22 protein-coding genes and 1 tRNA gene are annotated in these 26,853 nt (G+C 58.9%); 14 read left to right on the top strand and 9 right to left on the bottom strand.

Features of this window, described 5'->3' with window-relative positions:
* Positions 1–16 precede the first annotated feature (16 nt).
* Entirely contained in the window at positions 17–712 is a 696-nt protein-coding gene (locus tag RUI03_RS06945) for an SOS response-associated peptidase (protein WP_317289563.1), read from the top strand.
* Positions 713–714: 2 nt separating this feature from the next.
* Here RUI03_RS06945 and RUI03_RS06950 read toward each other — a convergent pair whose 3' ends face one another.
* Genes RUI03_RS06950 through RUI03_RS06960 form a run of 3 tightly spaced genes read right to left on the bottom strand, consistent with a single transcriptional unit; the run spans position 715 to position 3,570 of the window.
* Positions 715–1,695 carry an aldo/keto reductase gene (locus RUI03_RS06950; RefSeq protein WP_317289564.1) on the bottom strand — a complete coding sequence of 327 codons (981 nt, stop codon included), beginning with the start codon at positions 1,693–1,695 and terminating at the stop codon, positions 715–717.
* Between the two features lie 43 nt (positions 1,696–1,738).
* Positions 1,739–2,779, bottom strand: coding sequence for a patatin-like phospholipase family protein (locus RUI03_RS06955; RefSeq protein WP_317289565.1), 1,041 nt, complete (start codon positions 2,777–2,779; stop codon positions 1,739–1,741).
* Complete coding sequence (locus RUI03_RS06960) at positions 2,779–3,570, bottom strand: 3-hydroxybutyrate dehydrogenase (protein ID WP_317289566.1); 792 nt, start codon at positions 3,568–3,570, stop codon at positions 2,779–2,781. The genes RUI03_RS06955 and RUI03_RS06960 overlap by 1 nt, the downstream gene beginning before the upstream one ends.
* Positions 3,571–3,738: 168 nt before the next feature.
* On the opposite strand from RUI03_RS06960, the gene RUI03_RS06965 reads away from it, so the two are divergent.
* From RUI03_RS06965 to RUI03_RS06985, 5 genes are all read left to right on the top strand, one after another.
* The gene (locus RUI03_RS06965; protein ID WP_317289567.1) at positions 3,739–4,155 is read left to right on the top strand and encodes a hypothetical protein; all 417 of its coding nucleotides are present in this window, start codon (positions 3,739–3,741) and stop codon (positions 4,153–4,155) included.
* Positions 4,156–4,199: 44 nt separating this feature from the next.
* Entirely contained in the window at positions 4,200–5,669 is a 1,470-nt protein-coding gene (gene hisS / locus RUI03_RS06970) for a histidine--tRNA ligase (protein ID WP_317289568.1), read from the top strand.
* A 69-nt stretch (positions 5,670–5,738) separates the two neighbouring features.
* The gene (locus RUI03_RS06975) at positions 5,739–6,965 is read left to right on the top strand and encodes a saccharopine dehydrogenase family protein (protein ID WP_317289569.1); all 1,227 of its coding nucleotides are present in this window, start codon (positions 5,739–5,741) and stop codon (positions 6,963–6,965) included.
* A complete protein-coding gene (locus RUI03_RS06980) occupies positions 6,965–8,107 on the top strand; it encodes a carboxynorspermidine decarboxylase (RefSeq protein ID WP_317289570.1) in 1,143 nt (380 codons plus the stop codon). The genes RUI03_RS06975 and RUI03_RS06980 overlap by 1 nt, the downstream gene beginning before the upstream one ends.
* A gap of 65 nt (positions 8,108–8,172) precedes the next feature.
* On the top strand, positions 8,173–8,916 hold the full coding sequence (locus tag RUI03_RS06985) for a hypothetical protein (protein WP_317289571.1): 744 nt from the start codon (positions 8,173–8,175) through the stop codon (positions 8,914–8,916).
* A 23-nt stretch (positions 8,917–8,939) separates the two neighbouring features.
* Here RUI03_RS06985 and typA read toward each other — a convergent pair whose 3' ends face one another.
* On the bottom strand, positions 8,940–10,784 hold the full coding sequence (gene typA, locus RUI03_RS06990; protein ID WP_317289572.1) for a translational GTPase TypA: 1,845 nt from the start codon (positions 10,782–10,784) through the stop codon (positions 8,940–8,942).
* A gap of 46 nt (positions 10,785–10,830) precedes the next feature.
* Positions 10,831–13,689 (bottom strand): hypothetical protein, encoded by a 2,859-nt coding sequence (locus RUI03_RS06995; RefSeq protein ID WP_317289573.1) that lies wholly within the window; start codon positions 13,687–13,689, stop codon positions 10,831–10,833.
* Between the two features lie 279 nt (positions 13,690–13,968).
* Here RUI03_RS06995 and RUI03_RS07000 point away from each other — a divergent pair, with 279 nt between their 5' ends.
* On the top strand, positions 13,969–14,247 hold the full coding sequence (locus RUI03_RS07000) for a SemiSWEET transporter (protein ID WP_317289574.1): 279 nt from the start codon (positions 13,969–13,971) through the stop codon (positions 14,245–14,247).
* On the opposite strand, the gene RUI03_RS07005 is transcribed toward RUI03_RS07000, so the two are convergent.
* Positions 14,237–15,493 carry a hydrolase gene (locus tag RUI03_RS07005; RefSeq protein ID WP_317289575.1) on the bottom strand — a complete coding sequence of 419 codons (1,257 nt, stop codon included), beginning with the start codon at positions 15,491–15,493 and terminating at the stop codon, positions 14,237–14,239. The genes RUI03_RS07000 and RUI03_RS07005 overlap by 11 nt on opposite strands.
* Positions 15,494–15,594: 101 nt before the next feature.
* Between RUI03_RS07005 and RUI03_RS07010 the strand changes: the two genes are divergently transcribed.
* Together RUI03_RS07010 and RUI03_RS07015 are read left to right on the top strand one after the other, a co-directional pair.
* Positions 15,595–15,670: transfer RNA gene (locus tag RUI03_RS07010), tRNA-Ala, on the top strand.
* Positions 15,671–15,862: 192 nt separating this feature from the next.
* Positions 15,863–18,151, top strand: coding sequence for a beta-glucosidase (locus RUI03_RS07015; RefSeq protein ID WP_317289576.1), 2,289 nt, complete (start codon positions 15,863–15,865; stop codon positions 18,149–18,151).
* Positions 18,152–18,192: 41 nt separating this feature from the next.
* On the opposite strand, the gene RUI03_RS07020 is transcribed toward RUI03_RS07015, so the two are convergent.
* Positions 18,193–20,031, bottom strand: coding sequence for an ABC transporter ATP-binding protein (locus RUI03_RS07020; protein ID WP_317289577.1), 1,839 nt, complete (start codon positions 20,029–20,031; stop codon positions 18,193–18,195).
* A 237-nt stretch (positions 20,032–20,268) separates the two neighbouring features.
* Here RUI03_RS07020 and RUI03_RS07025 point away from each other — a divergent pair, with 237 nt between their 5' ends.
* The 4 genes from RUI03_RS07025 (at position 20,269) to RUI03_RS07040 (ending at position 24,243) form a co-directional block, all read left to right on the top strand.
* Entirely contained in the window at positions 20,269–21,285 is a 1,017-nt protein-coding gene (locus RUI03_RS07025) for a hypothetical protein (RefSeq protein WP_317289578.1), read from the top strand.
* A gap of 69 nt (positions 21,286–21,354) precedes the next feature.
* Positions 21,355–22,299 carry an ACP S-malonyltransferase gene (gene fabD / locus RUI03_RS07030; RefSeq protein ID WP_317289579.1) on the top strand — a complete coding sequence of 315 codons (945 nt, stop codon included), beginning with the start codon at positions 21,355–21,357 and terminating at the stop codon, positions 22,297–22,299.
* A 14-nt stretch (positions 22,300–22,313) separates the two neighbouring features.
* Positions 22,314–23,051, top strand: a complete 738-nt coding sequence (gene fabG, locus RUI03_RS07035; RefSeq protein WP_317289580.1) for a 3-oxoacyl-[acyl-carrier-protein] reductase — start codon at positions 22,314–22,316, stop codon at positions 23,049–23,051.
* Positions 23,052–23,289: 238 nt separating this feature from the next.
* Positions 23,290–24,243: a calcium/sodium antiporter gene (locus RUI03_RS07040; RefSeq protein ID WP_317289581.1), complete on the top strand. Its 954-nt coding sequence runs from the start codon at positions 23,290–23,292 to the stop codon at positions 24,241–24,243.
* On the opposite strand, the gene fghA is transcribed toward RUI03_RS07040, so the two are convergent.
* Positions 24,235–25,071 carry an S-formylglutathione hydrolase gene (gene fghA / locus RUI03_RS07045; protein ID WP_317289582.1) on the bottom strand — a complete coding sequence of 279 codons (837 nt, stop codon included), beginning with the start codon at positions 25,069–25,071 and terminating at the stop codon, positions 24,235–24,237. The genes RUI03_RS07040 and fghA overlap by 9 nt on opposite strands.
* Positions 25,072–25,220: 149 nt before the next feature.
* Between fghA and RUI03_RS07050 the strand changes: the two genes are divergently transcribed.
* Positions 25,221–25,862 carry a hypothetical protein gene (locus RUI03_RS07050; protein WP_317289583.1) on the top strand — a complete coding sequence of 214 codons (642 nt, stop codon included), beginning with the start codon at positions 25,221–25,223 and terminating at the stop codon, positions 25,860–25,862.
* A gap of 46 nt (positions 25,863–25,908) precedes the next feature.
* Here the strand turns inward: RUI03_RS07050 and RUI03_RS07055 are convergent, their stop codons facing one another.
* Complete coding sequence (locus RUI03_RS07055) at positions 25,909–26,595, bottom strand: hypothetical protein (RefSeq protein ID WP_317289584.1); 687 nt, start codon at positions 26,593–26,595, stop codon at positions 25,909–25,911.
* Between the last annotated feature and the right edge of the window lie 258 nt (positions 26,596–26,853).

Raw genomic sequence — 26,853 nt, forward strand, 5'->3', positions numbered from 1 at the left:
TCGCTCCGATACACTCATGAATGCGCGATATGTCATCAAGGAAGACCCGTATGGGCTCGGCAATCACTTCGGCATTGCCATAACGAACAACTTCCCCGCGCGCTACAACATTGCCCCCAGCCAGCCGGTGCCGATCATTAGGCAGGGTCCAGACGGCCGGCGCGAATATACCCTAGTGCGGTGGGGGTTTGTGCCCTCATGGGACCGAGCAGGACAGATGTTCAAACGATCGATCGTCAATATCCGCTCCGAATCGGCTCCGGAAAAGAACTCCTTCCGCCATGCCTGGCGGCGGCGTCATTGCCTATTTCCGATGAACGGCTTTTACGAATGGCTCGATGGACCCGACGGCAAGCAGCCCTATCTGCACGCCCTCGCCGAAAACATGCCGCTGTTCAGTCTGGCCGGGCTCTGGGAAGACTGGTTGGGAGAGGATGGCAGCGAGATGACGACCGCCGCATTTCTGACCCGCGACGGTATTTTCCCGCTAACCGGCGAAGTGGATCGGGTGCCAGTGTTTGTGCCGCCGGACCGGTACGATGACTGGCTGCACGCGGATGAAACAGATGACAGTCTCGCCCGGGAGATTGTCGGCCTGCCAGACCCCGACTTCATTCACTGGCCAGTGAGCCAGCGGGTGAATAGCTGGAAGCCGGACGATGAGGGACTGATCCAACCGATCCTTCTCAACGCCCAGCAATCCCTGTTCTAAGGTCAGATGTCGCTACGAATATGCTCGCGGACCTTTTCCTTGTAGAACGCGGCCAGCTGTTCGTGCAGCTCAGCAGGCAGGGGCGGCATGTTGGACACGTTGGCGTTCATCTCAACCTGTTCAGGTCTAGACGCTCCGGCAATCACTGTACTGACAGCTTCGTGATCAAGGATCCAGCGTAGCGCAAAGGCCGCCATCGGCATTCCGTCCGGAACAAAGCCTTTCAGCTCTTCGACCAGCTCAACGCCTTTCTCCAACTTGATCCCATTGAAGGTTTCGCCGACGGAGAAGGCGTCGCCATCCTTGTTGTAATTGCGGTGGTCCGTCTTGTCGAAATGCTGGTCCTTGCTGAACTTGCCGGTCAGGAGGCCACTGGCGAGAGGCAGGCGGACGATGACGCCCACGTCAGCGCGGTGAGCGTCCTTGAGCAGGTCCCACGTCGCGTCCTGACGGAAGACGTTATAGATGATCTGGAGCGTCGCACAGCCCGAATGCGCAAGACACGTCTTTGCTTCCTCAATCGTCTCAACGCTGGCGCCCCAGTGACGGATAAGGCCATCGGATTTGAGCGTTTCCATAACGTCGAAAAGATCACCGGCTTTCAGGACGTCCGGCGGCACACAGTGCAACTGGACGAGCTCAATCGGCTGGCCGCCGAGCCGCTCCGCCGAGCCTTTAATGTTCGCACGAACATTTTCCAGATCATAATGATCAGGATACAGTGCGCCATCGCGTCCGACCTTTGTCACCACGATCGTCTCGTGAGGTTGCTCATTGGCGTATCGGCCAACAAGCGTTTCTGATTTGCCGGCACCGTATACATCGGCAGTATCGAAGAAATTGACGCCCGCCTTCGTCGCGGCGGCCATCGTCGCCATCGACCGTTCTTCTTCAACGGGACCGAAGTCGCCGCCAAATTGCCAGCATCCCAGCCCAATTTCGGACACGGCGAGGTTGGTCTTGCCCAGACGTCGCATTTGCATATCGTTTCATCCTTTTTCGTTGTTGTGCCGCCGGGTTCCAGACCTAAACGTCAAGAAACTCCGCACGAAGATCAACAGTGCTTTTCTTGCCTATCGATCCATAATTTGCGTTGATCCATTTTTCCGCTTCGAGCCGTCCCTGATCGCGCAGCGATGTCAGAAAATCCCAACCCGTATCGTATTTTGATCCCATACTGAGCGGTTCGAACACGTGTTCTGCCCGAATCGAGTGAAAACGAATATCGGACAGCTGTCCTACATGATCATCGTTCAGCCAACCTTCTTCGGTCAGTTTCTGGACAAAGGCCACGGCACGCATTTCCTTCAGCAACGCCGAGTTGAACGTGATCTCATTGATCCGGTTGGCAATCTCGCTTGCGCTATGCGGGACCTTCTCACGGGTGATAGGGTTGATATGAACAACGAGAACGTCTTCGACGTCTGTTTCATAAAACAGCGGCCACAGGCTGGGGTTCCCCATATAGCCGCCATCCCAGAAAAATTCGCCGTCAATTTCGACAGCCTGATAGATCTGCGGCAGGCAGGCGGAGGCCATGACCTTGTCAGCTGTCAGGCAGTCCTGCGTAAAGATCTTGACCTTACCCGTTTGCACATTCGTTGCACTGATAAACAGCTTAATCAGGTCGCAGCTATGAATTTCATCGAAGTCGATTTCGCGGGTCAGCACGTCCTTCAGGGGATTGAGTCCGAGCGGATTGAGTTGATAGGGCGATGCCGTGAGACTGGTCATTTCCAGAATCATCATCTGCATCCACTGCTCAATCTGGTGAAAGAACGGGATCTGGTCGAAGAAATGCGTGTTCAGCGCACCGAAGGGTTCCTTGATGCGCGACACATTCCACCAGAATGATTCAAGCTTCTCACGCGCGCCTTCAGGGCCACCATTGTGAAAGCCGTAGCTGAACACCACAGCATTCATCGCACCGGCGGAGGTTGCGGTCAGCGCCTTGATATCCAGCCGCCCATCTTCCAGCAGATAGTCGAGGACTCCCCAGGTGAAGGCGCCATGGGCACCGCCACCCTGCAGGGCGAGATTGATCGGCTTGGTTTTTGTACCGGCCATTATTTGGCCGTCCAGCCACCATCGATCGGATAGGCCGTACCCGTACAACCAGCGCCCGCGTTAGACGCCAGAAACAGCATGAAGCCGTTCAGCTGCTCATAGGTGACAAATTCCTTGGTAGGCTGGGCCTCGAGGATGACCTTCTTTTTCACTTCTTCCTCGGTCATGCCGCGCGCCTTGGCGGTGTCGGAAATCTGTCCGTCGACCAGCGGGGTATGCACATATCCGGGGCAGATCGCGTTACAGGTGATGCCATGTTCTGCCGTTTCCAGTGCGACCACCTTCGTGAGGCCAGCAATACCGTGCTTCGCGGCGACATAGGCAGACTTGAAGGGAGAGGCGACAAGGGCGTGAGCGGAGGCAAGGTTGATGATCCGGCCCCAGCCCACTTTCTTCATATGGGGTACAGAATGTTTGATCGTGTGAAATGAGGAAGACAGATTGATCGCGATGATCTGGTCCCATTTTTCATCGGGGAAATCCTCGATCGGCGACACTTTTTGAATCCCGGCATTGTTGATCAGGATGTCTACAGACCCGAATGAGCTGTACACGTCATCGATCAGACCCTTGATCTCGTCGGGCTTGGTCATGTCGGCGCCGTTATATTTGACGTCGGTGTCGTAGTCGGCAGCCAGTCGGGCGCGAAGCGTCTCAATCTCGTCCTTATCACCGAACCCGTTCAGCATGACCTTGCACCCCGCCTTGGCGAGCGCTTCGGCAAAATGCGCACCAATGCCTGAGGTGGAACCTGTCACGACCGCTGCGCGGCCTTTCAATTCTTCATACATGGGAAAATCCTTCCGCGAGAATCACGAATACGGCCTGAGTATAATGGCCACGGACCAAACATGATGCTTTTTCGCAGTGCGGCAAGGGCCGCACAAACAGCGGCACACGAACCCGACATTAATAAAGGTCCGAATAAGTGGCACTGCCCCATTTTGGAGAATGGAGATATGGACCGTTTTATACACGTTCGTTCGGCGAATTTCACGGTCGCACCACCCGAAGACGAGCATGTCGTCAACGAGATGTACGGCCAAGCCTTCGCGGAATATGTGCAAAATATCCTAAGGCAGAACAACGTGCTGTCTGACGATGTCTATCCTGAAGACTGGGGATGGTGGGTAGACGCGGAGATGGGAAATTATAGCGGCGGCGTCTTGTGTCATCGTTCAATACAGCCTGACTCCGGCGAAGTGACTTTCACCTGCACCTTGAGCCGGGAGACCGACAGCTATTGGAGCTGGAAGAAATGGCGAAAGATCGACATATCATCTGAAACAGCCAGCCTCCTCGATATACTCGAAAAGGCCTTCAAGGCTGATAAGGACATCAGCTTTGTCTGTCGGACGGACGACATGCTCGACTAGATGGCGCGCTTGCTCCCATTCGCGGCCTCGCCTAGACGGCACCCATGGCCAAGAAAGAAAAAACATTCCGTCCCAAACCCCGAAAGCCGCGCGGTTTCCGCGACCGGTCGGGCGCGGAAATCCTCGCCGAGCAGGCAATGCTGCGGCGGATTACGGCGGTCTATGCCTCATACGGCTTCCTGCCGCTCGAAACCCCGGCGTTTGAATATACCGATGCGCTGGGCAAGTTCCTGCCGGACGTGGACCGCCCCAATAACGGCGTATTCAGCCTCCAGGATGATGACGAACAGTGGATGAGCCTGCGCTACGACCTGACTGCGCCCTTGGCCCGTCATGTGGCCGAGCATTACGACGCGCTGCCCAAGCCCTTTCGGCGCTATCAGGTCGGCACCGTGTGGCGGAATGAAAAACCCGGCCCGGGACGTTTCCGCGAATTCACCCAATGCGACGCCGATACGGTCGGCGCGCCTGCGCCCCACGCGGACGCCGAGGCCGTCATGATGTTGGCCGATGCCGTGGCCGCCGCCGGTGTGCCGCTCGACGATTTTCTCGTCCGCATCTCCTCCCGCAAGATCATGTCAGGGCTGCTTGAGAGCATCGGGCTCGACACCGCCGATGGCGGCACCTCCGGCACGGTTCTACGCGCCATGGACAAATATGACCGACTTGGCGCGGAGGGTGTCCGCTGGCTGCTGGGCAAGGGCCGGAAGGATGAGAGCGGCGACTTCACCGAAGGCGCGCATCTGTCGGATGGCCAAGCCGATATGGTTCTGGCCTTCATGGAATGCAGTGATGGCACGAATATGGGCGCCATCCGCGGCATGCGCGAGATTCTCGGGGACAACGCCATTGGTGCCGAAGGACTGGCTGAACTGGAAACCATGGCCGAGACGCTGGGCCTGACGGGCTATGGCGAGCGGGCGATCATCGACCCGTCGGTCGTGCGGGGTCTCGACTACTACACAGGGCCGGTTTTTGAGGCCGAGCTGACCTTTGAAGTCACGAATGATCAGGGGCAGGTGGTGCAGTTCGGCTCCGTCGGATCGGGCGGACGCTACGATGACCTCGTCAAACGCTTCAAGGGCGTGGAAGTCCCTGCCGTCGGGTGTTCCGTAGGCGTCTCACGCCTCCTATCCGCACTGGAGGCAAGGGGCCAGATGGCCGCTGATGAAGCCCCTGTCGTCATTCTGGCGCTGGAGCCTGACCGCATGGGAGCCTATCAGATGATGGCGCGACAACTGCGCGCCGCGGGTATTGCCACGGAAGTCTATCTGGGCGGCAGCGGTATGCGTGCACAGATGAAATATGCCGACAAGCGCGGCGCTCGCGTGGCGGTCCTGCAAGGCGAGGACGAGCGTGCCCGTGGTGAGATCACCGTCAAGGATCTGAAATTGGGTGAGAAACTGTCAACCCAGATTGAAAGCAATGAAGAGTGGCGCGAATCCCAGCCAGCACAGGTCTCCGTGCCGGAAAATGAGCTGGTCGCCGCTGTTCAACGCGCCTTGCAGAGCTGAATTCTTGGCGCCTGATCTGACGGCGCTAGATCGATATACAACCTTTAGACATCCAGGGAGCCCCGGATCATGGATAAAGTAAAAGACAACGTCCTTATTATCGGTGCAGGCGCCGCCGGATCTGTCGTTGCGCAGAAATGTGCGATGGACCGCGATACATTCAAACATATCCATCTGGCATCACGCCGGATCGAAAGCTGCGAGAAAGTCGCCAAGCTGTGCAAGACGCCGATCGAGATCAGCCAAGTGGACGCCGACAACGTTGACGAGACGGTGGCCCTGATCGAGAAGGTCAAGCCTGACCTCGTCATCAACATGGCGCTGCCCTATCAGGATCTTCCTATCATGGATGCCTGCCTGAAGGCCGGCGTTTCCTACATGGATACGGCCAACTATGAGCCCAAGGACGAGGCCAAGTTTACCTATAAATATCAGTGGCCGTACCATGACAAATTCAAGGAAGCCGGGCTGACCGCCATCTTGGGCTGCGGGTTTGATCCGGGCGTGACGAACATCTACTGCGCCTATGCGCAGGAGCATCTCTTCGATGAGATCGACTATATCGATATTGTCGACTGCAACGCCGGTGACCATGGCAAGAGCTTTGCCACAAACTTCAACCCGGAAATCAATCTCCGCGAAGTGACACAGCGCGGCAAGTACTGGAAAAACGGCGAATGGATCGAGGTCGATCCGCTGTCGATCCGCTGTGATGTCGACTATCCGGAAGTTGGTCCGCGTGCCTCCTATCTCATTTATCATGAGGAAGAGGAGAGCCTGGTTCAGAACATCAAGGGCCTGAAGCAGATCCGGTTCTGGATGACCTTTGGCGAGAACTACATCAAGCATCTGGACGTGCTGCAGTCCGTTGGCATGACCCGCATCGATCCGGTGATGTATAAGGGCAACCCCGTCATTCCGATGGAATTCCTCAAAGAACTCCTGCCGCCGCCATCCTCACTGGCTGAAAACTATACCGGCAAGACGTCAATCGGCGTCATCATCCGAGGCCGGAAGAACGGCAAGTCGATCTGCAAGATGATTTACAACGTCTCTGACCATGCCGACACCTTCAAGGAAGTCAGCGCACAGGCGGTTTCGTACACCACCGGCGTACCGCCAGTGTCCGGCGCGACCATGTTCTTCATGGGCGAGTGGGAAGGCGCGGGCGTGTTCAACGTCGAACAATTCCCATCGCGGCCGTTCCTCGTGGACGTCGCTGAACGCGGCCTGCCATGGCAGGTAATCGATGTCAGCCAAGCCGATCAGGCCAGCCTTTTCGCAGTCACCACCTGATGGCAAGGCTTCTTCCCGACGGTGTCGAGACCCCGATCTTTGTGCTCGATCTGGAACGGTTGAAGCGCAATCTGGAGAATGCTGCCGAGGTACGGGAGCGGGCAGGGTGCAAGGTCCTGCTCGCGACCAAGGCCTTTGCTATGCCCGCCGCGTTTCCGTACATGCGCGACTATCTCGACGGCACCACGGCCAGCGGCGAATTTGAAGCGCGCATGGGACACGAGGAGTTCGGCAAGGAAGTCCACGTTTATTCTCCCGCGTACACTGAGGATGAAGTCACGCGGCTGACAGGCTGGGCACAGCACATCTATTTCAATTCGGCGCGACAGGTGGAACGGTTCGCCGGCCAGGCCAAGGCCGCGGGCGCGAAGATCGGCCTGCGGGTCAATCCAGGCTATTCAAATGCGACGCTGGGCGGGGATCTCTATAATCCGTGTGCCCCGGGCAGCCGCTTTGGCGAAGTCCCTGCTAAGCTCGACCAGATTGACTGGTCAATCATTGATATCTTCCACGTCCATGCGCTGTGCGAGTCGCTGCATGAGGGGTCAGTGAACCTCATAAAGCACGTCGCCGACAATTTTGCCGATTACATCAGCAGGGTTTCCAGCGTCAATTTTGGTGGTGGCCATTTCCTGAACAAGCCCGGCTATGATCGCGAGGCGCTCATCAACGCCGTCAAGGCATTCCAGGACCGCTTTGGCGTCAATGTGGTGCTCGAGCCCGGCGCGGGCCTCGTCGTGAATACGGGCGAGCTGTACACCACGGTCCTTGATCTGCACTGGAACGACATCGATCTGGCGATCATTGATGCCTCAGCGTCCACCCATATGCCGGACGTTCTGGAAGTACCGTATACGCCCGAAATCAGCGGCGCAACCCTTGGTCGTACAGGTCCACACGCCTATCAGCTGGGCGGCAAGACCTGCATGACCGGGGATATTATTGGCGATTACAGCTTCGCTGAGCCCCTCGCGCCCGGCGACCAGCTCGCCTTCACCGATCAGATGCACTATTCATTTGTGAAGACGAACACCTTTAACGGAACACCGTTGGCGGGGCTTGGTATTCGCCATGCCGATGGTCGCGTCGAGGTCATCAGCGACTTTGGATATCAGTCATTTCGCAACCGTCTGGGCACGTAACCGGGACCGGCAACGGGAACTCTTAACCCTGATCCACGTTCATTTCCTAACAAAGGAGAATGGTCATGGGTCGTGTGCTGGTTGGATTGCTGTTTGCCGCAGGGCTTGTCGCGTTCGCTTACGTGCTCGTGACAGGCTCCTATAACGCTGGACCTGCGGTCGTCGCCGCGGGGGACAGCGATGTGGAAGTGGCAGCTGCCCACGACTCGTCTGTTGCCCGACTGCAGGACCTCGTCGACAAATCCATCGACAATGCCAAACGTGCAGAAGAACTGGCCGACGAGATCGACCAGGCAATTGAACTCGCTGCCGACACCTCCGGTCGTGTAGACATGCTGGCCGATGACAATGAAGCCGCACGCACGTCCGTACGCGCTTCTTTGCTGGCTGCTGATGACGCTCGCAGTGCCGCAATCATGATGCGGAACTACGCCCAACGGATGGAAGCGCGCCTTCAGAACACGGACAGCCTTGTCGCCGATGCCCGCGAAATTTCAGAGGTCGTCGAATCCGTCGAACGGACGCGGGAGAAAGTGGCACAAGCTCACGAACAGGCGATTGATGCTCAACGGGACCTGAATGCGGCGGAAGCTGACTTGCACAATGCCCGGGTAACAGCCCGTAATGACGTTGGTCAGCCAGTGTACGAAGATCGTTTCTATGAAGAACGCCGCTACGCCGATCGTCGTCAGCCATCGTCAACTTACATTGATCCTGACGCAGAGACGATCATTCTCGACATCCAGGATGACGAGCCTTACGTCGAGCCAGCTCCATCAGGGACACGGATTATCATCAACGGCGAATAATCCGCGCCCCTTGGAGTGATTGATTAAGCGGCAGTGCCTTTGGCGTGCCGCTTTCTTTCATTTGGATCGAGATAACGCTTACGCAGGCGAACCGATTGCGGCGTGACCTCGACGAGTTCGTCATCAGCGATATAAGCAATAGCCTGCTCGAGCGACATCCGACGAGGCGGGGTGAGCCGGACAGCCTCATCCTTGCCGGCGGCACGAACGTTGGTCAGCTGCTTACCTTTAAGCGGGTTGACTTCAAGGTCATTGCCCTTGGCATGCTCGCCAATGATCATGCCCTGATAGACCTTGGCACCAGCATCAATGAACATGACACCGCGGTCTTCGAGGTTCCACAGCGCATACGCGACAGCTTCGCCCGGACCGTTGGACATCAAAACGCCGGTCCGGCGGCTTTCGACCTGGCCGCGATAAGGGCCATGCTCCAGATAGATCCGGTTCATCACGCCCGTTCCGCGCGTGTCGGTCAGGAATTCGCCGTGATAGCCGATCAGCGACCGCGCCGGCCCTTTCAGGACCAATCGGGTCTTCCCGCCGCCGGCAGGTTTCATCTCGATCAGCTCACATTTGCGCTGGGTCAGCTTGTCGATGACGACGCCGGAATAATCCTCATCCACATCGACGACGATCTCTTCGATCGGCTCCAGCACATTGCCGTTCTCGTCTTCGCGCAACAGGACGCGAGGACGCGAGACTGTCAGCTCAAAGCCTTCACGGCGCATGTTCTCGATCAGAACCCCAAGCTGAAGCTCACCGCGCCCGGCGACTTCAAAGGCATCCTTCTCGGCCGTCTCGGTAACGCGAATGGCGACGTCGCCTTCGGCCTGACGCATCAGGCGTTCACGGATGACACGGGACTGCACCTTGTCACCTTCACGACCGGCAAGCGGCGAGTCGTTCGGACTGATCGTCACCGACAAGGTGGGTGGATCAATCGGGCGCGCGGGCAGGGGCTGATTGATCGACGGATCACACAGCGTGTTCGACACAGATGCTTTCTGCAGGCCCGAAATGGCCACGATGTCACCGGGTTCGGCCGTTTCCACCGGCTGGCGTTTCAGACCACGGAAGGCCAGGACTTTGGAAATCCGGCCATTTTCAATCAGTCTGCCGTCGACCGACATGGCTTTCAGCATCTGACCGACCTTTGGTCGACCAGCAACGATGCGGCCCGTGAGCAGGCGACCAAGAAACGGGTCGGCTTCAAGCGTGGTGGCCAGCATCTGAAATGGCATATTGCCAGCATTCTCAGGCAGGTCCGGCGACGGCACGCGGCGCAGAATAGCTTCGAACAGCGGCGCGAGGTTTTCGCGTGCGCCATCAAGCTCAGCGGACGCCCAGCCATCACGGCCAGACGCGTAAAGCGCCGGGAAGTCGAGCTGATCTTCGTTGGCGTCGAGTGCCGAGAACAGATCAAAAACCTCGTCCAGAACCCGGTCAGGGTCGGCATTCACACGGTCAACCTTGTTCAGCACGACAATCGGCTTGAGACCGAGAGCAAGCGCCTTTGACAGCACGAATTTCGTCTGCGGCATCGGGCCTTCTTCGGCATCGACGAGCAGGAGACAGCCATCAACCATGGACAGGATGCGCTCGACCTCACCGCCGAAGTCGGCGTGGCCTGGCGTGTCGACGATATTGATGCGGGCATCGCCGAATTCCGGGCTGACCCATTCAACGCTGGTCGCCTTGGCGAGAATAGTGATGCCGCGCTCACGCTCGATGTCGTTCGAGTCCATGGCGCGTTCGGCCATCTCGGCATTGTCACGGACGGCGCCCGATTGGCGGAGCAGGGCGTCGACGAGGGTTGTTTTCCCGTGGTCGACGTGTGCGATAATCGCAATATTGCGGAGTGTTTGCATGGCGCGGCGCATACCCGCGCAGCGCAAGAAAAGATAGCGGAATCTCCTAGAAGCGCTTGCGAATCTCAAACTCGATCGTTCGGCCGATGGGATCGATGAGGTCAGGCTGATAGGTCAGCGGCACATCGCCGGAGGCATCTGTCACTTTCTGCCGCGTATCGAAGATGTTTTCGACGTCAAAGCTGACGCGCATCCCCTTCACCCAAGGATATTTCGCAACCAGGCCAGCTTTCGTGTCGAGGTTATAACCCACGCGGATTTCAGCCGTTGTCAGGTCTGAGAACTCAAGATCACCAACGGTCGACAGCGGGCTCGCATTGACGGTCGTCGCTGACTGCCATTTCACGCCACTGCGCATGAACAGACCGTTGTTCCACAGGTTAAATCCAAGATCGAGCGTGTGCTCAGGTTCGCCGCCGCTCCCCCCCAGCGTGTCACCTTCAAGGAGATCCAGCACCGGAAGACCCGGCGCAATCTGCACGGTCTTTTCGATGGACCAGACATGAGACAGGGAGACGCGATAGCCGCCCGGCCTGCCACCACCCGGAGGACCGCCGCGCCCGCCTCCGCGGCCTGCACGTCCGCCTGACGGCGGGCCAGAGGGTCGTTCGCCCTCAGCGGCGGGTTTTTGCCCGTCCTGCGGGGGCGGGGCATCGCCTGCCGGAGGGGCACCCGGTGGCCGACCGCGCGGCCGCTCACCCTGTGCTGCGCCTTCTACATTACCGGGGCGTTGAGCCTGCGGCCGTTCCTCGGCCGAAGCTTCAGATCGTTGCCCGCCCGAAGGTCGTCCGCCAGCACCGCCGCCCGGACCGCGATTTCCGCCGGATTCGGGCCGCTCAAGCCGCTTCATATAACTCAACGTGGTGCGCAACTCTCTGCTCGTGCGGCTCGCCAGATTGACGGGTCGACGATCGACAGACAGGAGCGCGCCTGTTTCGTCGCGAACGAACCGGTCGGGGAAGGCGGCTTCGATGGCCGGAGTGGCATTGGGGAACGAACTGACCTCATTCTCGATTTCAGAATCCGTGTAGTCGAACCGGATGGAGATATCCTGTTCTTCGAACGGCTCAATATTTGCGCCGATCTTGTACACCCGGCGATTGTCCGCAAGCAGATCAGCCGAGCCGCCGTCAATTGTCGTTACAAAGACGGTTTCGCCATTGGTATAGTCAAAGACGCGGACATTGGGTGTGACCTGCAGGGGATCACTAAGGTTTGAGATCGATGGTGCGCCTTCCTCCTGCGTGACGGAAACGATGAAACGAAGGGCATCAACCGGCCGCCAGGTCAGGCCGCCGCCATAGGTCACGAGGTCGTCGAAATCGGACAGGCTCGTATAGGCGATATTGGCATTGGCGGAAACGTCACCGAGGAATGATCCATCGTCTGTGTCTGCCGATAAGAGCGGTACATCCACATTAGCCTGCGCATCCATTGTATCACGGCTCAGCGAGACATCTGTCTCTCCGTTCTGATCCACCGAACGACTGTCCTGGGTCTGACGTTGGACGCTGCCCTTCAGGGTGGACGACACCGGGCCTGCAGGCAGATCCATCAGCGTACCGGATGTCGTGATCGCCGTTTCGGCAACGCGGCTCGTCGATTCCGTTTTTCGCTGCTGCAGGGCCTGCCCCGACAGGTCGCCAAATGGGCTGACACTGTCCGAGCCAGCATCGATAGCCGCTTGGAGTGTGGCCAGCTGTAGTACGGTGTCAGTTTCCGACTCACTGTCGGTCTGGGTCGCCGAACCCGTCCAGGTCCAGTTCCATGGCCCAGGCTTGCCGACCACTGAAAATCCCACGTTCGAGACCAGGCTCTCGCTGATCCGCGTAAGGGGCCCGAGCTCATCCGCGTACGTATAGAGTGCCACATCGTCATCAAAAGGCGAAAACGGGTTGCCTTGCGGGATCAAGACTGTCGCCTGCGGGAGACCGGAGCGAGACTGGGTCTCGGTGCGCTCGAGCCGTCCGCTCAACGTAGACGCTCGCTCACCGAAAAAGGGCCGATTATAGCTGAAGCCGATCTGCGCTTCCTGTTGTGCCGGGGAGAGAGTTCGGTATTGGCCCGTATCCGTGCGGTTGGCTGTCCCCGCCGCAAAATCACTCAATGCGGGTGTCGCGCCGCCACCGGTCTGGCCCGCTACCAGAATATCGTCACCGGCAAGGCCGAGCGCGCCGTTGATGGCGCCGCCATAGGGTGAGGTCCCGATATTTCCCCCGATCGCAAAGGGCGTACCCTGACTGTCTGAAACCACGTCACGTTCTGATTCCAGAAGGGATGTCCGGTCAACAAGCTTGGCGTCGACACTCCACCGGCGATCTTCGTTGACATACAGCCTGCGGATCGAGGCCTCATTGACCACCCGCTGCCCCGCGGTTGGCCGTTCAGATTCAAGCTCGACAGCCAGTACGGAGACATTGGGCTTTAGGACAAAATTGATGACGCGCTGGTCGGCCCGATAGCCATATTTCAGTGCAACTTCTTCGGGCAGCACTTCCACACGTGCCAAAGCTTCCGGCGGGTACTCGCCAATCTCCCGGAAACCCGAAATGCGTTGACCGTTCAGCAGGACGACCGGTCGCCCACCGCCGCGTCCACGGCCGCTGCCGGTTTCTGCGGTCAGTTCATCGAGCAGTTCGGCGAGGGAGCTGACGCCATAAGATTCGATCTCTTCCGAATCGAGAGTCACATCCGGTTCGATATCGCCGACAACCATGCCACGGGGACGCGACGCCGTAACCGTGATGACATCCGTATCGACATCAACGTCATCGGTGATTTCGGTATCCTGAGTTTGCCCTTCGGGCGCATCCTGTGCCATTGCCATTGCGCCGAATGGGACACACAGTCCCGTTACACAGGCACCAAGACGGGCCGCCTTCAAAATCTCCGAACAGGTCACCATGGTCTCCTTAACGCTGGGCAGGCGTGTTTATGAGCGTCGTTTGTAACGGGTGTTTGTCAGGGGCCAACTTGGCGCGAATTATTCAACCGACAATGTCGATCGCGGCATCCCGTCGCTGAATTCGTGTGCAAAGGCTATGAGACCCAATGGCACATGCTTGCCTCGAAACGGGACGCCGACATGTAACAATTCGTGATCTGATAGCGCTAACATTTTTATTGCTGCGGCGCACAAAACCGGTTACATCATCATCTCCGCTTCTTATTTCAGGTTACTCCGATGAACGCAGAACTTTTCGGTTCCGTCGCCGCCGTATTGACGACAACCTCTTTCCTGCCGCAGGCCGTTCAGGTCCTTCGGACCCGCAACACCGCCGGCATTTCACTGACCATGTACGCCATGTTCGTCGCCGGTGTGGCGATGTGGCTTGCTTACGGTCTCATGATTGGCGCGATGCCTGTGATTCTCGCCAACCTCGTGACCTTTGCGCTGGCAGCCGTCATCCTGACCTTCAAGGCCCTGCACGTCCTGTCGGACCGGCACGTCCTCAGGTCATAAGCGCCTTTATTCGGGCCCCATCGATCCGGCCATCACAGAGCCGGTTCAGCAACAGGGCGGACAGGCTAGCCCGTTCGGCGAAACTGTCCGCATCGACGAATTCTTCCGATGAATGAATTCGGCCGCCTCTGACGCCCAGCGTGTCAATGTTCGGCACCCCGGCAGCGAAGATATTGTTGCCTTCACACACGCCGCCGGTATCAACGAAACCGATATTCAGCCCCAGTGCCTGACCCGTGCCATGCACGGCATCAAAGAGGGCCTGCTGGGCCGCATTGCGCGGTTTCGGCGGACGGTAGAAACCACCATGCAGGTGCCCCGTAATGCCGTCACGGCCAATGGCGCGTTCAAATAGAACCTTGATCTGGTCCGTACACCAATCGGCGGCATCCTGATCGGGAGCGCGCGCGCCGAACCGGACGATCGCCAGATCGGGAACGATATTCACGGCACCGCCACCTTCGATCGCACCGACATTCAGGGTCACGCCCTCGCGCTCGTCATTCAGCGCCTCAAGGCCGACCACAAGCTCAGCCGCGGCGAGAATCGCACTGCGGCCCTCGGCCTTGGCACGACCCGCATGGGCAGACTTGCCGTGCAGCACGATATCGAACACTGCGGAGCCCTTGCGGCCGCCGGCCATGTCGCCGGTCTCGAGACAGGGCTCATAGGTCATGCCGATCATTGCGCCTGACTGGGCCGCCGCCGTGAGGGCAGGGGCGCTGGCAAAATTGCCAATCTCCTCATCAGGCGAGATGACAATCTGATAGCCGAGCCGGTCCTTCATCGGGCCTGCTTCAAAAGCCTTCAGTGCTTCCAGCATCACATTCAGCCCGCCCTTCATGTCGGCGAGGCCCGGGCCGTTCCACCGGCCATTTCCCAGGTCGCGGATCTCCGTGAATGTGCCTGGCGGAAAGACCGTGTCGTAGTGACCGCTCATGACCACCTGCACAGGGGCATGCGGACGGGACCGCACACGGATGATCGGGCTGGTCGTCATGTCTTCGCTTTCGCCCTTGTCGGTGATGACCGGGAAGGGCGGCGCATCCTCCAGCGCCACATCGGCGTCGAGCGCGCGAAAGGCATCGGCGATGACTGGTGCCAGCTGGTACAGACCGTCCGTGTTGTAACTGCCGGTATTGATCTTCGCCCACTCAATCGTGCGCGAGAGCATTGTGTCCGCGGCGGCCTCAAGGCGCGCCATGATGGCGCGATCATCATCGTTCAGTTTCGATAGGTCTGTCATGCCGGTGCCTTAGGCCGCCCCGACATAAATCTGCAAGAGTGGGAAAAAACGGTCTTGTCAAACTCGGCAGCGCCGACTATTTCGGCCCTTCCGATGCGTTCGGGGCTATAGCTCAGCTGGTAGAGCGCTTGCATGGCATGCAAGAGGTCAGCGGTTCGACTCCGCTTAGCTCCACCATCGTTTCCATCCTCAAAATGACTGCCTCTACTTTCATCATCATGATGCGTGGTTGATGGACCAGTCTGTCGCACGATCCGCAGTTGGCGTTTTGGTCATCAGGCCGTAAGACTTTGTCGCCAAGAAACCGGTTGCATGCGTATCTGTCCCGACGGGGGATCTGCTCGCTCTACGCAACAAAAAGGGTAGGAAATGATGAAACGTCTTCAATCTCTCAAGGCTGTCCTGATGGGCTCAGCCCTCGCCATGTCACTCGCACTCCCCGCGGCAGCGCAGGACAAAGAGTTTCCGTGGATGGACACGTCGCTGTCCGCAGCAGAGCGTGCTGATCTCGTTCTCGCCGAAATGACAGCACAGGAAAAAATGACCCTGCTGTTTGGTCATTTTGGCAGCCCCGCCCCCTGGCTCAACGCCCGCGCCGACGTGCCCGGCATGAACTGGACTCCGCCGGAAGAGGCCCGCAACCAGTCCGCTGGCTTTGTCTACGGCATCGAACGGCTCGGCATTCCCAATCAGTGGCTGGCGGATGCCGGTCTGGGCGTGGCCTCGCAGCGCGGCCCGAATCCATTCTTGCGCACGGCACTGCCGTCTGGCGTCGCGACGGCGGCCAGCTGGGACAGAGAGCTGTCCTACAAGGGCGGCCAGATGATCGGCAATGAGGCGCGGCTGTCAGGTTTCAATGTCCTCTTGGCGGGCGCAGTCAATACCAATCGCGAGCCGCGCGCCGGACGGAACTTTGAATATGCCGGCGAAGATCCGTTGCTGGCGGGCGTCATGGTGGGCGAGGCCATCAAAGGTATTCAGTCCAACGACATTATTTCAACCGTGAAGCACTTCGCGCACAATTTTCAGGAAACGAAGCGCAACAGCGTCAATGCCAAGATGGCCGACAAGGCGGGACGCGAAACTGAACTGCTGGCGTTCGAGCTCGCCATCGAGATCGGCGATCCCGGTTCAGTCATGTGCGCCTATAACCGCGTCAACGGCGACTATTCCTGCGAGAGCCCATACCTTCTCACCGAAGTGCTGAAAGAGGACTGGGGCTATAAGGGATATGTGATGTCCGATTGGGGTGCGACCCACTCGACCGTCCCCGCTGCCAATGCCGGTCTGGACCAGCAATCAGGTTTCCCGTTCGACCGGGCGCCTTATTTCGGCCAGGCCCTCGTTGAGGCCGTAGAGAACGATCACGTCAGTCAGGCCCGTTTCGACGACATGGCGCATCGGGTCCTGTGGGCCATGTTCGACAATGGAGTCTTTGACAACGAGATCGCAGCAGAGCCAGACGAAGCGGATATCGACTTCGACGCCCATGCCGACATCACCCGTCAGGCAGCAGAAGAAGGCATGGTCCTTCTGAAGAACGAGAACGGCATTCTTCCACTGACCGACGAAGTGAAGTCGATTCTCGTGGTCGGCGGCATGGCCGACAAGGGGGTCATCTCCGGCGGCGGCGCGTCACAGGTCTACAGCCGCAGCGGCGACCCGGCCAATGGAATGAATTACGGCATGAACAGCTTCCCCGGCCCAGCTGTTTTCTATGCCTCCAGTCCTGTGGAACAGCTGAAAGAACGCCTTGGCGCCGAGATCACCTACATGGATGGCAAGGATCTGAAAGCAGCCGCCAAGGCTGCCAAGGAAGCAGACGTTGTCCTTGTTTTCGGTACCCAATGGACGGGCGAGAGCGTCGATTTCGATCTCGCGCTTGACTACGACGGTGACAAGCTGGTTCAGCGGATGGCCAAAGCCAACAAGAACACGGTCGTCGTCCTGCAAACCGGCGCGCAGGTCATGATGCCGTGGAAGGACGATGTCGCAGGCATCGTGGAAGCTTGGTATCCGGGATCTGAAGGCGGCGAAGCGATTGCGCGCGTCCTCACGGGTGAGGTGAACCCGTCGGGCCACTTGCCCATGACCTTCCCGAAAACCCTCAAGCAATTGCCGCGGCCTGTAATCGACTCTGAACCGGTTGGCGACGCCAAATGGGCGCAGGCTGATTATGATATTGAAGGGTCCGCCGTCGGCTATCGCTGGTTCGACAAGAAGGGCTTGGAGCCGCTTTATCCATTCGGGTACGGACTGAGCTACACGAGCTTCGACTACAGCAATCTGACCACCGACACTGCTGATGGCGTTCTGTCCGTCAGCTTCACCGTGACCAACACGGGCGAGAAGCCGGGCGCCGATGTGCCGCAAATCTATGTCGGGCCGAAGGCCGGTGGCTGGGATGCCCCCAAACGTCTCGCCGGCTGGGACAAGGTAACACTTGCCCCTGGCGCGACCCAGGACGTGACTGTCACGGTCGACGACCGGATCCTGTCTACTTTTGACAGTGGCGATAAAACATGGAATCGCGCCGCAGGCGATTACACCGTTTACCTGTCACATTCCGCGATGGATGTGGACGAGGAGACGAGCGTCACGCTCGACGCAAAGACGTTGAACGTTGCCAATCAGGTTGTGACAAGTTCAGCTGAATAAAATCGGCTGGGGGCGGCCGTACCGTCGCCCCCAGGGCCGCTTTATGCTCCATCGCTATCGGGCAGGAACCCGCCCGACTGTCGCGCCCAAAGCGATGCGTACAGACCGTTCTGGGCGATGAGCGCCTCATGGGTTCCGCTTTCGACGATCTGTCCCTGATCCAGAACGATAAGCCGGTCCATCGCCGCGATGGTCGACAGCCGGTGCGCAATCGCGACGACGGTCTTGCCGGCCATAAGGTCGTCGAGGCGCGACTGGATGGCGCTTTCCACCTCTGAATCGAGCGCCGATGTGGCCTCGTCGAGGACGAGGATTGGCGCGTCCTTCAGGATGACGCGGGCAATCGCGATCCGCTGGCGCTGACCACCCGACAGTTTGACACCGCGCTCACCCACATGGGCATCAAGCCCGGTGCGGCCCTTCCGATCCTCCAGCGTCTGGATGAAGTCCCACGCCTCCGCCCGCTTCGCAGCGCCGATAATGTCTGCTTCTGCAGCGGATGGTCGTCCGTAGGCGATGTTTTCCCGGATGGAGCGGTGCAGCAGCGATGTGTCCTGTGTTACCACGGCAATCGACTGGCGCAGGGATTCCTGCGTGACGCCTGCGATATCCTGACCATCGATTGTAATCCGGCCGTCTTCCACGTCGTACAGACGGAGAAGCAGGTTCACCAAAGTCGACTTGCCCGCGCCTGACCGCCCGACGAGGCCCACTTTCTCACCCGGACGGATGTGCAGGTCCAGCTGAGGAATAATCTGGCGGGCCGATCCATAGTGGAATGTTACCTTGTCAAACCGCACATCGCCACCCTGTGGCAGCAACGGTCGCGCACCGGGCACATCTGCAATCTGGTGTGGCCGCGAGAGGGTGCCCATCCCGTCTTCTGCCGCACCAAGATTTTCGAACATGTTTGCCATTTCCCACAGGAAATAATGGCTCAGCCCCTGCATCCTCAGGGCCATGGTCGCGGCGAAGGCGAGGGTGCCGGAGCTGATCGCATCCTGTGTCCACAGCCATGCGCCGACCCCGATAATGCCCGCGATCAGATTGCCATTCAGAAGATTGAGGCAGAACGACATGGTCGTGACAACGCGCATCTGTGGATAGACGGTTCCCAGCATGTTCTGCATGCCGTCTTTTACATAAGACTCCTCAGCGTCACTGGACGCGAACATCTTCACGGTCTGAATATTCGTATAGGCATCGACCACACGACCCGTCAGGTTCGACCGTGCATCGGACTGCAGCGCCGACCACTTTTTCAGCCGCGGCAGGAATGTCATCAGCAAGAAGACATAAACGGCGACCCAGATCAGCAGCGGCAGCATCAGGCGCCAATCATGGCTGGCGAAAAGCACGACCGACGACAGAAAATACGTGATGATGTAAACGCCCAGATTGCAGGCCTTCACGACGACGTCACGCACACCGGTGGCCGTCTGCATCAGTTTGGTTGCAATCCGGCCTGCAAAGTCCTCCGCGTAGAAAGACGTCGACTGGCGCAGGAGATATCGGTGCCCGCGCCAGCGGATCGACATCGCCATATTGCCCATGATGCCATTCGGGATGATCAGATCGTCGATCAGCGTCAGGAGTGGCCAGATCACGGCCATCAACAGGCAAATGAGACCCACCTGAACACCGTATTCGCTCCAGAAGGATTGGGGAGTGGTGCCGCTCATCCAGTCGACAATACTGCCAACGAGACTGAACGCTGACACCTCAACGAGGGCGATCAGCATGGAAACAAAGATGCTGGCAAGAAACAGCCAGCGAAACGGCCGGGCATAATGCCAGATAAACGCGCCCAGTTGGCTGGGCGGCTGCTCTGGCGGCTCAGGAAAAAACGGGCGGACGATTGATTCAAAAAGGCGAAACACGGATGAATTCTTTCACTTGCGCGCCCTTTGGCAGTGGGCAGCCGGTCAGAATATGAAAAACCGAGAAGGATTGAAACCCACAAACATCACCCCATCGGGATGATCTTTTTTTCCGATTGACCATCCGTCATCTGATCGAATGACAATCGGGTGCACATCTGACGGCAGTGATTGCCTTTTTGATGCCACCATGGTGGTCTTGAATTAGGAAACACCACGAATCATGGGGCATCGACCATGCGTATCCGTTCATTCGCACTCACTCTGGCGCTCGCATTTGCGGGTTCAGCCTGCGTCACCCCCCAGCCCGACCAAGACGGCCCGCCGCCTGTTCGCGAGACAGTGGCAAGCACGGGTCCGATCGACCTGACGCAGATCGGCAATAGTCAAAGCTGCGAGGGCGAGGTGGTCGAGCGCGGCGGCCAGACCCTGATGGCCCTTGAGGGGGGAAGTCTGATCACCATGGCGCCCATGGCGATCAATGTGGACGGGTCGGGGAAGGCCTATCATCCGGACAATGCTGCAGGCGGGGCGATCCTGCATCTGTGCAATGCGGGCCAGGTCTATCTGCCTGACGGCACCCGGTACCACGGCTCGACATCCAATTCGGTCTGCACCGGCAAATTCATGGACGACGTGAAGCGCATTGGCGACGCGGGATGGACCGATGGCGATGTCGGCGCTGTGCGGTGGTATGGCATTGTCGGGCGAGGCAGTGCGCGGGTGTCTGGCCAGACCGTGCCTCGGGCCATTCCGGTGCTGCAGAGCGACGGCTCAGGTTTTTACGTCTCCCCCACAACGCTTGAGAACGGGGCGTTCGAGGAAAGTGATCAGCGGCGCTATGTGGATGCTCTGACGGTACCGCACGCAGTGGTGCGGCGGGACAGCGGTGTTAATCTGGGCACTTTTGGGGTGGCTATTCGCCTCAAGGGCTGCGGCACGGGACGCAAGTGTGATCCTGTGCCCTTTATTGTCGCTGACATTGGCCCCAAGATCGGCGAGGGCTCCGTCGCGTTGAGCCGGGCGGTGAATGGGTTGCCGGCGACGACCGATATTGACCGCTCAAACCGTTTCCAAGGTGTGGTCGGCGGGGATGACGTGCTGTGGATCTTCTTTGGCGGCGACAAGGCGCCGCCGCCTTATAGTGCTGCGTCCGTTGCTGTGCGGGGGAAGGCGGCGTTTGAGGCATGGGGCGGGACCGACCGGCTTGTCCGTTGTCAGCGCCAGACTATCCCGGTGGCAAACGCCAATTGACACTTGGGCTTGTGCCATGGGGGGCGTGGCCGGTATGAGCCAGGCCCAGTCCAGTCGATCGAGGCCATCATGACCCCTAGCGCAAATCAGCTCAGCATCCTTTTTCCTGGCCAAGGGAGCCAGGCCGTCGGTATGGGGGTCGCCCTCGCGGAGGAATATCCCGTCGCCCGCGCCGTTTTTGACGAAGTGGACGAGGCACTCGGCCAGTACCTGTTTGAATTGATGGCCAAGGGGCCATCCGAAGAACTGACCCTGACCCGCAACACCCAACCTGCGCTGATGGCCGTATCGATTGCCGCGTTCCGCGTGCTGCAGGATGCCGGTCTTGGCTATGGCACCATGCTCGGTATGGCAGGCCATTCCCTTGGCGAATATTCAGCCTATTGTGCCGCCGGCTCGATCAGCCTGACCGACACCGCCAAACTGCTGCGCCTGCGTGGCGAGGCCATGCAGTCGGCAGTGCCCGTGGGCGAGGGGGCGATGGCCGCCATTCTTGGGCTCGACATGGATCACGTCATCGCCATCTGCGATGAAACCGGCGCTGAGATCGCCAATGACAATTCCCCCGGACAGGTCGTCATTTCAGGCGCTGTAGCGGCGGTCGATGCCGCCTGCCAGATGGCCAAGGACCATGGCGCAAAGCGGGCGCTGAAACTGCCTGTCTCCGCGCCCTTCCACTGCACGCTGATGAAACCGGCGCAGGAAGCGATGGCCGAAGCACTGAATGCAGCCACGATCAGCGCGCCAGAAGTGCCGATCTACTCAAACGTCCTTGCCGCCCCCGTGACCGATCCGGATATGATTCGCCAGACCCTGACCGAGCAGGTCACCGGCAAGGTCCGCTGGACCGAAACCATCAAGCGAATGGAGAAAGATGGCACGCGCACCTTCATCGAGGTGGGGGCAGGAAAGGTCCTGACAGGCTTGGTCAAGCGCATCGCTGATGACAGCAAGGCCATCAATTTTGGCACACCCGCCGATTTCGACAATTTCCGCGACGCTGTCGCACACTGAACAAAAGGCTTATCATGTTTGATCTGACAGGAAAAACAGCACTCGTCACCGGCGCTACAGGCGGTATTGGCGGCGAAATTGCCCGCTCACTTCATGCGCGCGGTGCCACCGTTGCTCTGTCCGGGCGTCGCGAAGAGCAGCTTCGCGCCCTGGCCGACGACCTCGGTGAGCGCGTTCACGTCCTGCCCTGTGACATGAGCAACCCCGATGCGGTGGAGGCCCTGCCAGCGGAAGCCAGCGGGGCGATGGGCGGCTTGCACATTCTCGTCGCCAATGCAGGCATCACCAAAGACAATCTGATGATGCGCATGAAGGCCGAAGATTTTGACACGGTGATCGCCGTCAATCTCAAGTCCTATTGGCTGATGTCGAAAGCCGCGTTGCGCGGCATGATGAAAGCACGCTTTGGCCGGATCATCGGCGTGACCTCGGTTGTCGGCGTCACTGGCAATGCGGGACAGACAAATTATGCCGCCTCCAAGGCGGGCATGATCGGCATGACGAAATCGCTTGCGCAGGAAGTGGCCTCGCGGGGCGTGACCGCAAACTGCATCGCGCCGGGCTTCATTGCCACGCCGATGACGGATGTCCTGAACGACGCCCAAAAAGATGCCATCAATGCCAACATCCCGGCCGGCCGAATGGGGTCGCCATCGGATATTGCCGCAGCGGCGGTTTATCTGTCCTCGGATGAAGCAGGCTATGTCACCGGCCAGACACTTCACGTCAATGGCGGCATGGCCATGATCTGAGGCTAATGCGAGCGGCGCTCGGCGCGAAAACCCTGCGTCGAGCCGCCGGCCGATCACGTTTCAATATGAGGGGCGGTAAGTCCCAAGCGACCGCAAATAATAAACAGGTCGCCCCTTGTAGCCGATCCGCGCACCAGCCACATTTTTCCAAACGATCGAAGTGTCATGACGATCGTGAACAGTCGCTCGTGTTGTGCGGGCGGATGCGCTTCGGGCTCTCAGGAATGGATTGGTTTTTATGACGGTAATGTGGGCCGACGTACTGTTCGTCGCCTTGGGTCTCGCTGGACTTGTTTTCGGTGGAGACATTCTCGTGAGAGGGGGGACCGGTCTCTCGCTCAAATTTGGCCTGTCGCCTGCGGTCATCGGTGTCGTCGTGTTGGGGTTTGGCACCTCAACCCCCGAACTCGTGACCAGCCTTACCGCGTCTCTCAGTGGCGTTGAAGGCGTCGCCGTCGGCAACGTCGTTGGCTCCAACATTGCGAACGTTTTGCTCATCCTCGGGCTGACCGCGATCATTTTTCCCGTGGCGTGCACCCGCACCGCGGTTCATCGGGACGGTTTCCTGATGCTTGTCTTCACGGCCGTAACCCTAGCCGCGATGTATTTGGGCGGTTTTCCACGGCTGTTCGGCGCGCTGCTACTGGTCGGCCTCGCCAGCTATCTTTTCATTGTCATTCGGAGCGGCGCAGATCCCGATGATCTGCCAACCGAGGGGACGGGCGACCCGCTACTCAAATCCGGCCTGTTCGTACTCGGTGGCCTTGTCCTCCTGATGATTGCAGCAAACCTTCTGGTCCGCGGTGCATCTTCTTTGGCGACAGCCTGGGGCGCGAGTGAGGCCTTGATTGGCTTGACCGTGGTTGCGGTCGGGACATCGCTGCCGGAACTCAGCGCCTCCATGGTGGCCGCATTCCGCAGGCAGGGCGACATGGCGTTCGGTAACATTGTCGGCTCGAACATCTTCAACATCGCCGGTGTCCTCGGCCTGACCGCGCTGATCGCGCCCATGGACCTGCCGCCCGGGATCGGCCTGGTCGATGCAGGGGCCATGGCCATTGCCGCCATTCTTGCCGTCGTCTTCGGACTGACCGCCATGCGCATCGTGCGGTGGGAGGGGGCCGTCCTGCTCGCGGGCTATGTCGGCTACCTCGCAATCACCATCATGGCCGACAGAGCCGTGCTAGGCTGACAGCGCACGGTGATGATGCGCGATGTGATCATCGATAAAGCTGGCGATGAAATAATAGGAATGATCATAGCCCGGGTGCCGCCGGACATCGACTTTCTGCCCGGCCTCGGCACAGGCCGCCTCGAAGAGCTCAGGCTGCAGCTGCTCTTCCAGGAACTGGTCCGCTTCCCCCTGATCGATCAGGATGCTGGCTGAGGAGGGGGCCTTCGCCACCAGTTCGCAGGCGTCATATTCGGCCCAGGCGGTCCGGTCGTCACCGAGATAGGTGCTGAACGCCTTCTGTCCCCACGGCACCTGACTAGGGGCGACAATCGGCGAGAACGCCGAAACGGAGCGATAGCGGTCGGGATGTTTCAGATGCAGGGTGAGGGCGCCATGCCCGCCCATGGAATGGCCCATGATCCCCTGACGATCCATATCGGCCACATCGAACTCTGACGCGATAAGATCGGTCAACTCAGCTGTTATATACTGGTCCATGCGGAAATGCTTTGCCCACGGCTGTTCCGTTGCCGTCAGGTAGAAGCCCGCCCCCTGGCCCAGATCATAAGCCTCGTCATTGGGGACATCTTCGCCCCGGGGGGAAGTATCAGGCGCGATGATCATGACGCCCAGCGCGGCCGCTTTGCGCTGCAGCCCCGATTTTTCCATCACATTGGACCAGTTGCAGGTGAGACCCGACAGGTACCAGAGAACTGGCACCTTGCCCCATTGGGCATGCGGCGGCGTGAAAACAGCAAACCGCATGGAGCAGTTCACCTCAGCGCTGTCGTGATCGAACACCGAAAGCGCGCCGCCAAAGGACGCCCATTGGGAAACCTGCTTCATCAGAACCTCCTGTCACTGTTTTTCCTGACATAGCCGCATCCGCTGAACAGGAAAGTCGACACGCGCTGACTCTTTTTGACCTTCTCTCCGACCGACCCGCGCAATGAGGAACGTAAGGGGCATTTCGCCACGGGAGATAAGAGGATTTCATGCTGACCCTATCCATCATCGCTGCCACCACCATCATGAGCCTGTCCCAGATGACCGGCAGTCAACCCGCCCAAGACAACAGCTTCGCAACGATAGGCGCTCAACCTGCCTCCAGCGATCAGCTCGGCGCGCTGGAGACCTATCTTCCAGAAGAGGGAATGAACGGTGCATGGCAATATTCACGGCCAATGGGGACGTTCCGCGCAACCAATATGCAGGATCCTGGCGCGATCGATTACGTCTTCATCCAGACGAACGGCAAGGCGCGCCAGGCCATCGAAACGATTGTCCGGATCGACCCGAAAACGCCGGACGGCTTTGCTGGCATTCTGTTCGGATATGATCAGAGCACCCGATACTATTATCTGTACACACTGCAGGCGGATGGCGGCGTGAAAATCTACCGACGCGACGGAAATGGATTTTCAATGATGATGGAAACGATGCCCGGTGGGCCCGTCCTCGGCGACAATCATCTGGCCATTGTGGAGCAGGCAGACACGCTCAGGTTCATGTTGAACGGAACGTCCGTCGGTGAAATCGGGCAGGGCGGTATGGATCAGGGCGCTGTCGGCATCGTGTCAGGCGGGGTGGTAGAAGCGTCGTTTTCCAAATTCGCTGTGCATGATTTGACCAACTAGGTTTGGCTGAGGGGGCCGGTGGCCCTCTCACATGTCCGGAGGCTGCCTAGTTAAACGCCGTAAGCGCCTGTTTCGCGCCGCCATAGAGCTCGGCAAAGCTTTCAAGGGACGCCGTCAGGCTCATCTTGAACTGCCGGAACTGACGACCGGCCAGTTCCTCTTTCTTCGCCGCGGGAATGTCGGAACTGACAATCGCCATGAAGTTCCCGAAATACTGCAGTGCACTGACCAGTTCGGAGTCTGAACGGGAGATCAGGACACGGGCCGAGCTGTAGAATTTCGTGACCGCATCGCCGCGGGATTTGTCCTTGGACGAAAGATTGTCGTGAAAGTCCTTCTGGCATTCCTGCCAGATCTTCAGGTGACGGACCTCTTCCTGGGCCTTCACCTCTTCATACACGCCGCGGAGGTCGCGCAGGAAATCGTCATAGTCTTCGGCCGAGGCGATCTTGCGGGTGATCACGGCGAGAACGCGCCGACCCATGGCCAGTGCATATTCGCCCTTATCCTCAACATCATTCGCGATCCGCACATTGATGCCGCGCAGCCGCTTGCCGAGCTTGGACAAATCTGTGCCTTGCGAGAAAATCCGCGAGAGGTCGAGCTTGACGTCAAAAACCGGCAACAGAAAGGACGAGACATAGGGCTCGCTCTCTCGCAGGCTCGGCACATCGTAGAAGATGTCAAAACTCAGTTCGCCCGCAGGCTCAAAAGCAATAGATTTTTCAGACACTTACCCATTCCCCATAGTCCAAACGATAAGAGCCTAACAAATGATGCCGCGACCGCCTAGTCTTTGGGCAAACGAGCCTGTGTCCGCTTTGAGCGCCGCTTGTCGTCGCACTGCAATGGGACAGCGTCGGATACGGACGTTCAGCGACGAAGGCACTTGCTGTTCCGGGTCTGGTAAGAGCGGCGCTTGAAGGAAACCTTGAACTGATGTGACGGAAACAGCCGATCCAGTCGCAATAGGGCGCGAATGCGCCCGGTG

This window comes from Parvularcula sp. LCG005 (genome assembly GCF_032930845.1).
Taxonomy (GTDB): Bacteria; Pseudomonadota; Alphaproteobacteria; order Caulobacterales; family Parvularculaceae; genus Parvularcula.

Coding starts and splice junctions, on each gene's coding strand:
- RUI03_RS06945 (WP_317289563.1), top strand. CDS start 17: ATGAATGCGCGATATGTCATCAAGGAAGACCCGTATGGGCTCGGCAAT.
- RUI03_RS06950 (WP_317289564.1), bottom strand. CDS start 1,695: ATGCAAATGCGACGTCTGGGCAAGACCAACCTCGCCGTGTCCGAAATT.
- RUI03_RS06955 (WP_317289565.1), bottom strand. CDS start 2,779: ATGGCCGGTACAAAAACCAAGCCGATCAATCTCGCCCTGCAGGGTGGC.
- RUI03_RS06960 (WP_317289566.1), bottom strand. CDS start 3,570: ATGTATGAAGAATTGAAAGGCCGCGCAGCGGTCGTGACAGGTTCCACC.
- RUI03_RS06965 (WP_317289567.1), top strand. CDS start 3,739: ATGGACCGTTTTATACACGTTCGTTCGGCGAATTTCACGGTCGCACCA.
- hisS (WP_317289568.1), top strand. CDS start 4,200: ATGGCCAAGAAAGAAAAAACATTCCGTCCCAAACCCCGAAAGCCGCGC.
- RUI03_RS06975 (WP_317289569.1), top strand. CDS start 5,739: ATGGATAAAGTAAAAGACAACGTCCTTATTATCGGTGCAGGCGCCGCC.
- RUI03_RS06980 (WP_317289570.1), top strand. CDS start 6,965: ATGGCAAGGCTTCTTCCCGACGGTGTCGAGACCCCGATCTTTGTGCTC.
- RUI03_RS06985 (WP_317289571.1), top strand. CDS start 8,173: ATGGGTCGTGTGCTGGTTGGATTGCTGTTTGCCGCAGGGCTTGTCGCG.
- typA (WP_317289572.1), bottom strand. CDS start 10,784: ATGCAAACACTCCGCAATATTGCGATTATCGCACACGTCGACCACGGG.
- RUI03_RS06995 (WP_317289573.1), bottom strand. CDS start 13,689: ATGGTGACCTGTTCGGAGATTTTGAAGGCGGCCCGTCTTGGTGCCTGT.
- RUI03_RS07000 (WP_317289574.1), top strand. CDS start 13,969: ATGAACGCAGAACTTTTCGGTTCCGTCGCCGCCGTATTGACGACAACC.
- RUI03_RS07005 (WP_317289575.1), bottom strand. CDS start 15,493: ATGACAGACCTATCGAAACTGAACGATGATGATCGCGCCATCATGGCG.
- RUI03_RS07015 (WP_317289576.1), top strand. CDS start 15,863: ATGATGAAACGTCTTCAATCTCTCAAGGCTGTCCTGATGGGCTCAGCC.
- RUI03_RS07025 (WP_317289578.1), top strand. CDS start 20,269: ATGCGTATCCGTTCATTCGCACTCACTCTGGCGCTCGCATTTGCGGGT.
- fabD (WP_317289579.1), top strand. CDS start 21,355: ATGACCCCTAGCGCAAATCAGCTCAGCATCCTTTTTCCTGGCCAAGGG.
- fabG (WP_317289580.1), top strand. CDS start 22,314: ATGTTTGATCTGACAGGAAAAACAGCACTCGTCACCGGCGCTACAGGC.
- RUI03_RS07040 (WP_317289581.1), top strand. CDS start 23,290: ATGACGGTAATGTGGGCCGACGTACTGTTCGTCGCCTTGGGTCTCGCT.
- fghA (WP_317289582.1), bottom strand. CDS start 25,071: ATGAAGCAGGTTTCCCAATGGGCGTCCTTTGGCGGCGCGCTTTCGGTG.
- RUI03_RS07050 (WP_317289583.1), top strand. CDS start 25,221: ATGCTGACCCTATCCATCATCGCTGCCACCACCATCATGAGCCTGTCC.